Genomic DNA, 12402 nt, shown 5'->3' on the forward strand with positions numbered 1-12402 from the left:
GGTTCGAAAGACAGAATCTCGGACACGTGTCCAATGAAGCAGACGGGATTTGGGATGGCGATTGCGGCCGACAGGAACAGCGATCTCTTCATCGACGGGAAGCTGGTGCCGGGTGGCAACGGCAGATACCCGACGATCAACCCGGCCACCGAGGAAATCCTGGGTACGGCCGCCGACGGCGACGCCGAGGACATGAGTCGGGCCATCGAGGCCGCGCGCCGTGCCTTCGACACGACCGACTGGTCCACCAACACCGAACTGCGGGTGCGCTCCATCCGTCAGCTGCGCGATGCGATGAAGGAGCACATCGAGGAACTGCGCGAGATGACCATGGCCGAGGTGGGTGCCCCGCGCATGCTGACCGCGGCCGCACAGCTGGAGGGTCCCGTCCAAGACCTGTCCTTCAGTGCCGATACCGCCGAGACCTATTCGTGGCGGCAGGATCTCGGCGTCGCCTCGCCGATGGGCATTAAGACCCAGCGCACGATCGTCCGCGAGGCCGTCGGGGTCGTCGGCGCCATCACCCCGTGGAATTTCCCGCACCAGATCAATCTGGCCAAGCTGGGACCCGCGCTGGCGGCAGGTAACACCATCGTCCTCAAGCCGGCACCCGATACCCCTTGGTGTGCGGCGGTTCTCGGTGAGCTGATCGCCGAGCACACCGACATCCCGCCGGGCGTGGTCAACATCGTCACGTCCAACGACCACTCGGTCGGGGCGCTGCTGTCCAGCGACCCGCGGGTGGACATGGTGTCGTTCACCGGCTCGACCAATACCGGTCGCGCGGTGATGGCCGCCGGTGCGGCCACCATCAAGAAGGTCTTCCTGGAGCTCGGAGGCAAGTCGGCGTTCCTGGTGCTCGACGACGCCGATCTGGCCGGCGCCTGCTCGATGTCGGCCTTCACCGCGTCGATGCACGCCGGTCAGGGCTGTGCGATCACCACCCGCCTGGTGGTGCCGCGGGCGCGCTACGACGAGGCGGTCGAGGCGGCAGCGGCGACCATGGCCGGTATCAAGCCGGGTGATCCGACGAACCCCGGAACCATCTGCGGGCCGGTCATTTCCGAGCGTCAGCGCGACCGGGTGCAGTCCTACCTCGATCTCGCGATCGAAGAGGGTGGCCGGTTCGCGTGCGGCGGTGGCCGGCCGGCCGACCGCGACACCGGATACTTCATCGAGCCGACGGTGATCGCCGGGTTGGACAACAGCGCCCGCGTGTCACGCGAGGAGATCTTCGGCCCGGTGTTGACGGTCATCGCCCACGACGGTGACGACGATGCGATCCGCATCGCCAACGATTCGCCGTACGGCTTGTCGGGCACCGTGTTCGGCACCGATCTCGACCGTGCGCAGTCCGTCGCGGACCGGTTGCGGGTCGGCACCGTCAATGTCAACGGTGGGGTGTGGTATTCGGCGGACGCGCCGTTCGGCGGCTACAAGCAGTCCGGGGTCGGCCGGGAGATGGGCCTAGCCGGCTTCGAGGAATACCTAGAGCTGAAAGTCATTGCCACAGCGGTCTAATCCGGTGGCCGAGAGAGGAACGTACATGGGACAGTTCGACGAGAAGGTTGCCATCGTCACCGGCGCGGGCGGCGGTATCGGCCAGGCCTACGCCGAGGCACTTGCCCGCGAGGGCGCGGCGGTGGTGGTCGCCGACATCAACACCGAAGGCGCGCAGAAGGTCGCCGATGGAATCAAGGGTGAAGGGGGCACCGCGCTCGCTCTGCCGGTCGACGTCAGCGACCCCGTCTCGGCCAAGGCGATGGCGGATGCGACGCTCGCCGAGTTCGGCGGCATCGACTACCTGGTGAACAACGCCGCGATCTTCGGCGGGATGAAGCTGGACTTCCTGATCACGGTGGACTGGGACTACTACAAGAAGTTCATGAGCGTGAACCTGGACGGCGCGCTGGTCTGCACCCGTGCGGTGTACCGGAAGATGGCCAAGCGCGGCGGTGGAGCGATCGTCAACCAGTCGTCCACAGCGGCCTGGCTGTACTCGAACTACTACGGCCTGGCCAAGGCCGGGGTCAACAGCCTCACCCAGCAGCTGGCCACCGAGCTCGGCGGCCAGAACATCCGGATCAACGCGATCGCGCCCGGACCGATCAATACCGAGGCGAACCTGAGCACCACCCCGCAGGAGATGGTTGCCGACATCGTCAAGGGAATCCCGTTGTCGCGCATGGGTGAGGTCGACGATCTGGTCGGCATGTGTCTGTTCCTGCTGTCGGATCAGGCCAAGTGGATCACCGGCCAGATCTTCAATGTCGACGGCGGACAGATCTTCCGCTCGTGAGTGAGGTCAAGGTCGGGTACATCGGGTTGGGCAACCAGGGTGCGCCGATGGCCAAGCGGCTCGTCGAGTGGCCCGGCGGGCTGATCGTTTTCGATGTGCGGACCGAAGCGATGACGCCGTTGGCCGAACTCGGCGCCACGCTCGCTGACAGTGTCGCCGACGTAGCGGCGGCGGACGTCATCGAAGTGACTGTGCTCAACGACGAGCAGGTGCGCGATGTGGTGGGTCAGCTGGCCGAACACGCTAAGCCGGGAACGGTGATCTCGATCCATTCCACGATCGAGCCGGGCACGGCCGCTGAGCTGGCGGATCAGGTGCGCCCAAAGGGCATTCATATCGTCGACGCTCCGGTCAGCGGTGGCGCCGGCGCGGCCGACAAGGGTGAGCTGGCCGTCATGGTCGGCGCGGACGACGAGGCGTACGAGATCGTCAAGCCGGTGTTCAAGCAGTGGGCCTCGCTGGTGGTCCGGGCGGGCGAGCCCGGCGCGGGTACCCGAATGAAGATCGCGCGGAACATGTTGACGTTCATCGGCTTCACCGCCGCGTGCGAGTCGCAGCGGCTCGCCGAGGCGGCCGGAATCGACATGCAGAAACTGGGGCGGGTGGTGCGGCACAGCGACGCGCAGAGCGGCGGTCCGGGCGCGATCATGTTCCGCGACGACACCAAGCCGCTGGAGCCGGGCCACTTCCTCTACGACATGTTCATCCATACTCGGGGCTTGGCCGAGAAGGATCTGAAGCTGGCGCTCGGTCTCGGCGAGGCCCATGGCGTGGAACTGCCGCTGGCCGAGATAGCGCTACGGGACCTGGCCGCCGGACTTGGTGTCCCCCACACGAAGGAGTGACGATGGACGAGTTGCGCCGCAAGGGCCTGGAGAAGATGAACGAGGTCTACGGCTGGGAGATGCCGGATTCGCCCGGTGACTATTTCGCGCTCACCGCCGATCACCTGTTCGGCACCATCTGGACGCGGCCGGGATTGTCCATGCGGGACAAACGCATCATGACGCTGACCGTCGTCACCGCACTGGGCATTTCCGACCTGGCCGAGATCCAGGCCAACGCCGCCCTGCACAACGAGGAACTCACGCCTGAGGAACTCAAGGAGATGGCGATCTTCTTGACGCACTACCTCGGTTTCCCACTTGGCTCGAAATTGGACGGGGTCGTCACCAAGGTCACGGCCAAGCGTAAGAAGGCCGCCGAGGCAGGCCAGAGCGAGGACAAGAAGGCCAACGTCAACGACGCTCTCAAGATGCACAGCGGCAGGACGCTCGAGGAGTAGAACTCGCAACGAGTCAGAACTGAGAGCGGGGATTCGTCGCTCGACTGCGCTCTCACTTCTGCCTGGATGTCCGAATTCTCGTGGGCTCCAGTTGCGTCACCCCAGGCGGTATCCGACACCGGTTTCGGTGTCGATGATCGTTGGCGGCCCGAGCTTTCGGCGCACCATCATGATGGTGTAGCGCACCGCCCCGGTGAAGGGATCCGTGTGCTCGTCCCACACCTTCTCCAGCAGGTGTTCGGCCGACACCACGGCGCCATCGGCCCGCAGAAGCTCGGCCAACACCGCGAACTCCTTGCGGGACATGCTGATGGGAGCGCCATCACGAGTCACTGTGAGCATGTGGGGATCGAGCCTGATCCCGCTACGCTCCAGAATCGGCGGCACCGCCGCTTGTGATCGCCGGCTCAGTGCTTGCACCCGCGCCACTAGCTCGGTGAAGGCGAACGGCTTGCTCAAGTAGTCATCGGCGCCGAGCTGTAAACCGTTGACCCGGTCGGCGACCGCGTTGGCGGCGGTGAGCATGAGGATTCGGGCCAGGCGCCCGGACGTGGACAATTCGACGCAGACGTCGTCGCCGGCGAGGACGGGCAGGCCCCGATCGAGCACGATCACGTCGTAGTCGTTGAGGGTCGCGCGTTCGAGTCCGCTGGCCCCGTCGTAGGCGATGTCGACTGCCATTGCGTGGCGGCGCAGACCTGCAGCGATCGCATCGGCCAGCACCACTTCGTCTTCGACGACCAACACCCGCATGGGGAAAGTATCCTCCCGGGCCCGTTAGGTGACTGTGAGGAAATCTTGTGCCGCTGGTGGCGGGCGTGCGGCGGTCCGGCCGGACTCGCCGCACGCCCGCCAAAGGTCAGATCACACCGGGCCCAGGAAGCCCGATACCCGCGCCGGGCAGCACACCAAGCCCGGAGAGTGGTCCGCCGAGACCGCCGAGCCCGGGGCCCGGTACCAGCCCCGGCCCCGGTGCGCCCAGTCCTGCTCCCGGCAGCACGCCGAGCCCGGATGCGGGACCCCCGACCCCGCCGAATCCGAGTCCCGGCAGGATACCCGGTCCCGGTGCGCCCCAGCCCAGCCCCGGGTCGGCGTTGGCCACCGCGGACAGTGCGGCAAACGGGACGGTGACGACTGCCGCGGCGCCCGCAAACCAGGCGGCCGCATGCACGGCGATTGTTCGGTAGTTCATTGTGGGTTGTCCTTCCACTTCGATTCGCTGCAGTGATTCGTGCAGCCGTTGGCACCGGATCTCGTCATCGAGATCGCCAACGCCGAATCAGTCTGGTCCGTGGGATGTTCGGTCACGGTGAGGAACATCCTCACGCTGACCAAACAGATGTCGCGGCACCATGATCCACACCTCCGGCATCCGCCGGCGCCCGTGACATCACCGAAAGGACGGACGACCCAATGCCCACCCTCCCCCCCTTTGCGACGTCGATACGGCGCCGTGCCTTCGCCGGCATCACCGTCGCCGCGACCGCACTCGTGCTGTTGCCGGCGACGCCCGCCGCGGCGGCCGACGACTGCACCGCCAGCGGATTGGCCCGCACGATCTCGGGGGTGGCCGCGAGCACGGCGGACTATCTCGACGCTCACCCCGACGTCAACGATGCGTTCACCAAACTCAAGGGCGAATCGCGGCCGCAGATGCGTGCCGATGCCCAGCGGTACCTGGACGCAAACCCGTCGGTGCGTGCTGACCTGCAACATCTGCGTGCTCCGCTGAACGACTTCGCCCAGCGTTGCGGGGTCGCATTGCCCCCGGGACCGCTCGGCGGCTGACGGGAGGCGATGATCGGCACCTGGTCCCCTCACGGCGGGCAAACACCAGATCGGCGACGATGATCGGGTGCAGTCATTCGATATAGCCCGGTTGCTGGGCTGGCCGCTCCGGGGCAGGACGATCAGGACCAGGCTGACCGTGCTCTACGGCGGGGCTTTCTTCATCGCGGGCGCGCTGCTGGTGGCGGTGATGTACTTCTACGTACGCCAGTCCCTGGACAACAGTCCAGGAGCCAACGCGCTGGAGACCGCTCAGACCTTCCTGGGACAGCGGGGGATGCAGGCGCATCCGATTCTCGAGGACCTGGTGACCGGGCTGAGTCAGCAGGCAGAACAACAGCGTCGTGACACCCTGCGATCGGTGCTGGTCTGGTCGCTGGCGTGTCTGGCCGTTGTCGGCCTGGTGGCGTTCGCATTCGGCTGGGCCTTAGCCGGGCGGTTCTTGCAGCCGCTGCAGGAGATCACCGCGACTGCGCGGCGGGTGGTCGACCGCAATCTCCATGAGCGCATTTCCCTGACCGGCCCGTCCGATGAGATCAAAGAGCTGGCCGACACCTTCGATGCGATGCTGGAACGTCTCGACCGGGCGTTCGACGGTCGATACCGATTCGTGGCCAACGCTTCTCACGAGCTGCGCACCCCGCTGGCCATCAACCGCACGGTCATCGAAGTGGCCCTCGAGGATCCCGAGATAGGGGAGCAGACGCGCCGACTCGCCGAGACGCTATTGGGTGTGAACAAGCGACATGAGCGGCTCATCGACGGTCTGCTTGTCCTGGCCAGTAGTGACCAGCGCATCGACCGCCTGGTGCAGGTGGACTTGGGCGAGGCGGCCAATCGGGCGGTTTCGAATGCGCGTCAGCAGGCGACCGAGGCGCGTGTCCAGATCTCTTCGACAATCAATTCCGCACGTGTGGAGGGGGATCCGGCCTTGCTGCAACGCCTGATCGATAACCTCGTCGACAATGCACTTCGCTATAACCTGCCGGCCGGCGGGTGGGTGCATATCGCAGTGACGGCCGACGTCCGCGCCGCTCGGGTGCGGGTGGAAAACTCGGGACCGCACATCTCGCCCGGAGATGTCGAGCTCATGTTCGAGCCGTTTCGCCGGCTGGCCAACGACGATCAACGTTCCGAGACAACCGTGTTCGGTGGGGCCGGGCTCGGGCTGTCGATCGTGCGGGCGGTGGCGGAGGCACACGACGGGCAGGTCCACGCGACGCCGGGTCCGCGCGGCGGAATGACTGTCGAGGTCGTGTTCCCTCGAAGTCAGTAGCTGTTACACGTACCGGCCACCGCGAGAAGAGTCGACTGCCCCTGTTGTCCTTGGGGTGTGCCGGCCTTCTCGTCGATCGTGTTCTGCCATTGGGGATTGGCGGCCAGCGCCTGGGAGATCATCTGCTGTCTGGTGTTGACCGGGGCGGCCAGAAATCTCTGCAGCTTGGCTTGCGCCGGTGGGTATTTCGACAGTTCGGCAGCCAGGTCGGGTGCCTGTGCACCCAATGCCGACACCACTTGCTGATAGCTGCATGTGGTGTTGACCAATGGGCTGAGATCGGGCTGCGCTGAGGCGACACCGGTCGCCATCAACAAGAAGCCCAGGCCGGCGATACCTGCCGCCACCGTGGTGCGTCGAACAGACATGATCGTTTCTCCTTCGCTGCCACCGCACTCGCGATGACTCGACTCCAGTTGAGCAGCGATGCTGTTGGGCTGTCGTTAGGAGTTTGCCGGCAAACGCTGAACCAACATCACAACTGGTCAACTCGTCTCGTGGCGCGACGCGTCGCGTGCGGAGATCGAATTCCGTTGTGAAACCCAGTGATCCGCAGAAGCAGTCCTACAAGAAAGGCAACAGCAATGAACCTCGTGAACCAGGCCCAACGGTCATCCAGCGCGGCGGTCGCCGCGATCGGCGTCGTGGCTGCCATGTCGGTCTCCGCGCTCGCGGCGGGGCCCCTGCACACGAGTCTCGACGGACGGCTCGCAGCTCTGTCGAGCGAGGTATCGTCGGCGATCCACGACGTCCTGGCCGCGGCGCACACCGATGTCCACGCCGACCGCACTGACGTCGTCACTGGCCGGCAGACGATTCGTGCCGGGCGTCACCAAGCCGCCCTCGCCATCGGGGCCAGTGTCCTGACGGGAAGTTTTGGGGACGGGCAGATTGCGGTGATCCTCGATGATGCTCGCACCGCGAGTCAGGATCAGCGGGAGGCTAACAGCGGCTCTCACACCGACATCCGGGAAACCCGGCAGGGCGCTGCGGGGGACATCCGCACCATCATCGCCGACTACTACGACGGAAGCACGGTCGAAGCGGTGAAGACCATCATCGACACGGCCAGGATGGACAACGCGATGACACGCTCGGCGATCGCCGCCTCCGCCCAGGAGAACAAGTCGATCCGGCACGCCACCACCAGCGACGCCGTGGCAATTCGACAGAGCGTGCGGGCCGGCGAGATCAGCAAGCAGGAGGCCGCGCAAGAGATTCACGCCGGGCGCCGTAGCGCGCATACCGAAATCGCCGACAACCACGCGCAGATGGCGGCCTCGCACCAGGAGATCAAGACGACCCGCCACCTGGCGGCCAAGGACGCGCACAAGACTGCGCACGAGGGCCGCACCGGGGAGTGAGCCGACCGCTGCTGGAGTCATCCCCCGTAGAGAGGCGCAGCGGGGTGACTCCAGTAGCGGCCGCATAACAAAGAAGTCAGTAAGACAACGGTAAGGAAACGCCCAGATCTCAAACGGTGATGTTGCCGTGTCACAAATGTGATTTTTGTGAACCAGTGTTACCAAAGTGAAATCGAGGACCAGGGCCTCGATCGGACGGGCAGGAATGGCGATGACTTCGATGACCATGTACGACTCGTGGACCGCGCCGACCATGCTCAGCTTGTGGACGGAACCGGAATCCAAGCAGGCCAAGGTTGTTCGCCAGGCATCCAAGTGGGTGGCGGTTGTCGACACCACGGTGACGGTGCTGTGCCCACCGGTGGTATCGGCGTGTGCCATCTTCGCCGCCATGATGTGGCCGGCGCACCTTCCCGCCGACCTCATCGGTCACGCGGCGACTTCCGTGCCGATGAATGCTCAGGCACAAGCCGGCGGTCCGGTTCGCTAACCGCTTGTGCTCGTTGAGCGATTCGCGGCGAACGACAACGCGGCTCCCACCCAGCGGCGCAGATAACGGCGAAGTTCGTCGCCCCGTCGCGGTGGCCGGCCCGGGTCGAGCATGAACGACTGAATGATCCGCAGTAGGTGCTCGGCGAGTTCGTCCAGCTCGTCATCGCCGAATCCGGACGCGGCCCAGTCCACGTCGAAGCGGCGCAGCATCGAACCGGCGAACGCCAACGCCACATCCGAGGTGACCTCGGCGCTGAACGCGCCGAGGCGTTCCGGCCCGAGCAACAGGCCCATGTGCTTGTCGTTCGGCAGCCATTCCACGGCTGCGGCAATACCTTCGGTCACCGCCTCGGCCGGATCGGTGATACCCGCCAGGTGAGCGGCCATCCGGTCGAGGAACCCCGTCGCGGCGGCCATGGCGGCGGCCTGTAGCAGCGCGTCGGTGCTGGGGAAGTAGCGATAGACGGTTTGGCGGGTCACGCCCAGGGTGCGGGCGACGTCGGCGATGCTCAGGTCGGCGCCGCGGGCGTCGATGGCCTTGTTGGCCGCTGCCAGGATCCGGGCCACCGCTTCCTCGTCACTGGCAGGCGCGGATCCCGACCAACCATGAGTGCGCACGATCTAGCCGCCCACTGCTGCGGAGTAGGCCATCCCGCCGAAGAAGAAGACGACAACGCACAGCGCCAGCGTGCCGACCGCGAACGGCCAGGCCCGCTTGCGGCGAGCCAACGCGACGATGGTGACGATCATGCCGACCAGGCCCACCAGTGCGGCGATCCCCACGGCCGTCATCACCGCGGTCACCGCCCCGTCCACGCTGCACGTCGCCGGCGGGCAGTAATCGAGGAAGGCCAATGCGAACAGCCCGAGAACCGCGCCGGCGGCACCGAAAACGACCGTCAGCACCATGACAGTGATCGAAATCGCCAAGTCGGCCGCCGACCGCGGCGGTTTCGCCGGCGGGGGATGACCGGGATGGGGCTGGTAGCCCGGGTAAGCCATGACCCGGGATGCTAGCGGGGTCGGTGGCCTAGTGATAGGAGACGGGCAGTTCCTTCACCCCGTTGATCCAGCCCGAACGGAGGCGCTGCGGTTCGCCGAGCTTGCTGATGTCCGGAATCTGATTCGCGATCTCGTTGAAGATCAGCTTGATCTCCATGCGCGCCAGGTTGGCGCCGATGCAGAAGTGGGCGCCGTTGCCACCGAAGCCGAGATGTGGGTTCGGATCACGCAGGATGTTGAACTGGAACGGGTTGTCGAAGACGTCCTCGTCGTAGTTGGCCGAGCTGTAGAACAGGCCGGCCCGCTGGCCTTCGCGGATCGTGACGCCGCCGAGTTCCACGTCGCGCGTGGCGGTGCGCTGGAAGCAGTGCACCGGGGTGGCCCAGCGGACGATCTCGTCGGCGGTGGTCTCTGGGCGCTCGCGCTTGAAGAGTTCCCACTGGTCGGGGTTGTCGAAGAACGCGTTCATGCCGTGGGTCATCGCGTTTCGGGTGGTCTCGTTTCCGGCCACCGCCAGCAGGATGACGAAGAACGCGAACTCGACCTCGTCGAGTGACTCCCCGTCGATATCGGCCTGCACCAGGCGGGTGACGATGTCGTCGGCCGGGCACTTCCTGCGCTCCTCGGCCATCCCGTAGGCGTAAGCCATGAGCTCGGCGTTGGCGACGGTCGGGTCGACGTCGTTGAAGTCCGGGTCGTCGGTGTTCATGATGCTGTTCGTCCATCCGAACAGCTTCTGGCGATCGGCTTCCGGGACGCCGAGCAGGTCGGCGATCGCCAGCAGCGGCAGCTGCATCGCGATGTCGTCGACGAATTCGCCGGTGTCCTTCGTCGCCGCCGCCGCGACGATGTCGCGGGCGGCGCCGGCCAGCTTCTCCTCCAGCTTGGCGACCGCGCGCGGGGTGAACAGCCGGGAGACCACCTTGCGCAGCCGGGTGTGCTCGGGCGCGTCGTGGTTGATCAGCAGTGCCTTGGTGATCTCCACCTGGTCTTTGGTCATGTCGTCGGCGAAGCGCATGACCACGCCCTGCCGGTTCGTCGACCACACGTCGCCGTCTCGGGAGATGTCCCGGATATCGCGGTGTTTGGTGATCACCCAGTAGCCGCCGTCGTCGAAGACGGAAGGGGCCTCGTTCCACCACACCGGCGCGGTCTTGCGCAACTGGGCGAACTGGGCGACCGGCATGCCTTCCTTGAGCAGGTCGGGGTCGGTGAAATCGAAGCCCGCTCCGAACGGGCACACGCTCGCGGTGGTCATGGTCTCCCTCGCTGTCGTTGTGATGTAGGGCACCTTGGCATAGACCATACACCTTGATGCCGAGTGTATGCCCGCTACTTTCGGCTGATGAGCGATCGCCCCGATCTGACCGAACTGCAGCGCCGGCGCGCGCTGACCGAAGACGCTTCGCGACAGGACGCGGTGGAACGCCGGCACGCCGCAGGTGGCCGAACGGCCCGGGAGAACATCGCCGACCTGGTCGACGCGGATACCTTCGTGGAATACGGGCGGTTCACGGTCGCCGCCCAGCGCCGCCGCCGCGACCTCGACGACCTGATCGCGCGGACGCCGGCCGACGGGCTGATCGCCGGGACGGCCGCTATCAACGGTCACCCGTGCGCCGTGCTGTCCTACGACTACACGGTGCTCGCCGGCACCCAGGGGGTGTTCGGGCACCGCAAGAAAGACCGCCTTTTCGAGCTCATCGAACGAATGCGGCTGCCCACCGTGTTCTTCGCCGAGGGCGGCGGCGGGCGGCCCGGGGACACCGACTTTCCCACGGTGTCGTCGCTGGAAGTTCGGGCCTTCAAGCTGTGGGCGGCGCTGTCGGGGATGGTGCCGCGCATCGCCATCGTCAAGGGGCGTTGTTTCGCCGGCAATGCGGTGATCGCCGGCTGCTCGGATCTCATCGTGGCCACCGCGGACAGTTCGATCGGCATGGGTGGTCCGGCGATGATCGCCGGCGGCGGGCTCGGCGACGTCGAGCCCGACGCCGTCGGCCCGATCTCGATGCAATCACCCAACGGTGTCGTCGACATCGTCGTCGCCGACGAAGCCCAGGCCGTCGCCGTCACCAAGCGTCTCATCGGCTACTTCCAGGGCACCACGGCGCCCGGCTCTTCAGCCGACCAAGCCTCCTTGCGCACAGTCATTCCCGAGCGCGTCCGCCGCGCCTACCCGATCAAGCCGATCATCGAGACCCTCGCCGACGATGACTCGGTGACCTTCCTGCGGGAGAAATTCGCCCCCGAGATGGTCACCGCGCTGGCCCGCATCGAAGGCCGCCCGGTCGGCGTCATCGCCAACAACACGATGGTCATGGCCGGCGCGATCACCGCCGCCGCCGCGGACAAGGCGGCGCGCTTCCTGCAGCTGTGCGACACCTTCGGGCTGCCCGTCGTCTCACTCATCGACTGCCCCGGCTACATGGTCGGCCCGGCAGCCGAGGCGCAGGCACTGGTTCGGCGCGCATCCCGGATGCTGGTCGCCGGCGCAGCGATCCGGGTCCCGCTGGTGGCGGTGATCCTGCGCCGCGGCTATGGGCTGGGTGCGCAGGCGATGACCGGCGGCAGCCTGCACGAACCGCTGCTCACCGTGGCGTGGTCGGGTGCGCACCTCGGCCCGATGGGGCTCGAGGGTGCGGTGCGGCTCGGTATGCGCAAGGAGCTGGAAGCCATCGACGACGACACCGAGCGGGAACAGCGCGTGCGCGAGGCTACCGCTGCGATGGAGGCGAACGCCCAAGCGCTCAATGCGGCGATGATGTTCGAGATCGACGACGTTATCGATCCGGCGGAAACCCGTGGTCTGATCGCCGCGACGCTGACCGCCGCGGCGGCGCGCGGTGACCTCCCGCCGCTAAGGCGGTTCGTCGACACCTGGTAGCCGGGGTGGGCG

Annotated in this window: 15 protein-coding genes; 9 read left to right on the forward strand and 6 right to left on the reverse strand. The window is 66.3% G+C overall.

Annotation, left to right across the window (positions count from 1 at the left end):
- Window positions 1-54: 54 nt before the first annotated feature.
- From ORI27_RS01000 to ORI27_RS01015, 4 genes are read left to right on the forward strand one after another with little or no spacing between them, the layout of a single operon-like run.
- Window positions 55-1521 carry an aldehyde dehydrogenase gene (locus ORI27_RS01000; protein ID WP_265994657.1) on the forward strand — a complete coding sequence of 489 codons (1467 nt, stop codon included), beginning with the start codon at window positions 55-57 and terminating at the stop codon, window positions 1519-1521.
- A gap of 25 nt (window positions 1522-1546) precedes the next feature.
- Window positions 1547-2299, forward strand: coding sequence for an SDR family oxidoreductase (locus ORI27_RS01005; protein WP_265994656.1), 753 nt, complete (start codon window positions 1547-1549; stop codon window positions 2297-2299).
- A complete protein-coding gene (locus ORI27_RS01010; RefSeq protein ID WP_265994655.1) occupies window positions 2296-3144 on the forward strand; it encodes an NAD(P)-dependent oxidoreductase in 849 nt (282 codons plus the stop codon). The genes ORI27_RS01005 and ORI27_RS01010 overlap by 4 nt, the downstream gene beginning before the upstream one ends.
- A gap of 2 nt (window positions 3145-3146) precedes the next feature.
- The gene (locus ORI27_RS01015) at window positions 3147-3584 is read left to right on the forward strand and encodes a carboxymuconolactone decarboxylase family protein (RefSeq protein WP_265994654.1); all 438 of its coding nucleotides are present in this window, start codon (window positions 3147-3149) and stop codon (window positions 3582-3584) included.
- A 96-nt stretch (window positions 3585-3680) separates the two neighbouring features.
- Here ORI27_RS01015 and ORI27_RS01020 read toward each other — a convergent pair whose 3' ends face one another.
- Window positions 3681-4337, reverse strand: coding sequence for a response regulator transcription factor (locus ORI27_RS01020; protein ID WP_265994653.1), 657 nt, complete (start codon window positions 4335-4337; stop codon window positions 3681-3683).
- Between the two features lie 106 nt (window positions 4338-4443).
- Complete coding sequence (locus ORI27_RS01025) at window positions 4444-4776, reverse strand: hypothetical protein (protein ID WP_265994652.1); 333 nt, start codon at window positions 4774-4776, stop codon at window positions 4444-4446.
- 221 nt (window positions 4777-4997) lie between these two features.
- Between ORI27_RS01025 and ORI27_RS01030 the strand changes: the two genes are divergently transcribed.
- Together ORI27_RS01030 and ORI27_RS01035 are read left to right on the forward strand one after the other, a co-directional pair.
- Window positions 4998-5372 (forward strand): heme-binding protein, encoded by a 375-nt coding sequence (locus ORI27_RS01030; RefSeq protein ID WP_265994651.1) that lies wholly within the window; start codon window positions 4998-5000, stop codon window positions 5370-5372.
- Between the two features lie 67 nt (window positions 5373-5439).
- On the forward strand, window positions 5440-6648 hold the full coding sequence (locus tag ORI27_RS01035) for a sensor histidine kinase (protein ID WP_265994650.1): 1209 nt from the start codon (window positions 5440-5442) through the stop codon (window positions 6646-6648).
- On the opposite strand, the gene ORI27_RS01040 is transcribed toward ORI27_RS01035, so the two are convergent.
- Window positions 6642-7016 carry a hemophore-related protein gene (locus ORI27_RS01040; RefSeq protein ID WP_265994649.1) on the reverse strand — a complete coding sequence of 125 codons (375 nt, stop codon included), beginning with the start codon at window positions 7014-7016 and terminating at the stop codon, window positions 6642-6644. The two genes, ORI27_RS01035 and ORI27_RS01040, sit on opposite strands and share 7 nt — an antisense overlap.
- 216 nt (window positions 7017-7232) lie before the next feature.
- Here ORI27_RS01040 and ORI27_RS01045 point away from each other — a divergent pair, with 216 nt between their 5' ends.
- The gene (locus tag ORI27_RS01045; RefSeq protein ID WP_265994648.1) at window positions 7233-8012 is read left to right on the forward strand and encodes a hypothetical protein; all 780 of its coding nucleotides are present in this window, start codon (window positions 7233-7235) and stop codon (window positions 8010-8012) included.
- Window positions 8013-8223: 211 nt separating this feature from the next.
- Complete coding sequence (locus tag ORI27_RS01050) at window positions 8224-8502, forward strand: hypothetical protein (protein WP_265994647.1); 279 nt, start codon at window positions 8224-8226, stop codon at window positions 8500-8502.
- On the opposite strand, the gene ORI27_RS01055 is transcribed toward ORI27_RS01050, so the two are convergent.
- From ORI27_RS01055 to ORI27_RS01065, 3 genes are read right to left on the reverse strand one after another with little or no spacing between them, the layout of a single operon-like run.
- A complete protein-coding gene (locus ORI27_RS01055) occupies window positions 8499-9122 on the reverse strand; it encodes a TetR/AcrR family transcriptional regulator (RefSeq protein ID WP_265994646.1) in 624 nt (207 codons plus the stop codon). The two genes, ORI27_RS01050 and ORI27_RS01055, sit on opposite strands and share 4 nt — an antisense overlap.
- 3 nt (window positions 9123-9125) lie before the next feature.
- On the reverse strand, window positions 9126-9506 hold the full coding sequence (locus ORI27_RS01060) for a hypothetical protein (RefSeq protein ID WP_265994645.1): 381 nt from the start codon (window positions 9504-9506) through the stop codon (window positions 9126-9128).
- Window positions 9507-9534: 28 nt separating this feature from the next.
- Window positions 9535-10764, reverse strand: coding sequence for a cytochrome P450 (locus tag ORI27_RS01065; protein WP_265994644.1), 1230 nt, complete (start codon window positions 10762-10764; stop codon window positions 9535-9537).
- An 87-nt stretch (window positions 10765-10851) separates the two neighbouring features.
- Here ORI27_RS01065 and ORI27_RS01070 point away from each other — a divergent pair, with 87 nt between their 5' ends.
- Window positions 10852-12390 (forward strand): acyl-CoA carboxylase subunit beta, encoded by a 1539-nt coding sequence (locus tag ORI27_RS01070; protein ID WP_265994643.1) that lies wholly within the window; start codon window positions 10852-10854, stop codon window positions 12388-12390.
- Window positions 12391-12402 lie beyond the last annotated feature (12 nt).

Source organism: Mycobacterium pinniadriaticum (assembly GCF_026242045.1).
Lineage (GTDB): Bacteria > Actinomycetota > Actinomycetes > Mycobacteriales > Mycobacteriaceae > Mycobacterium > Mycobacterium pinniadriaticum.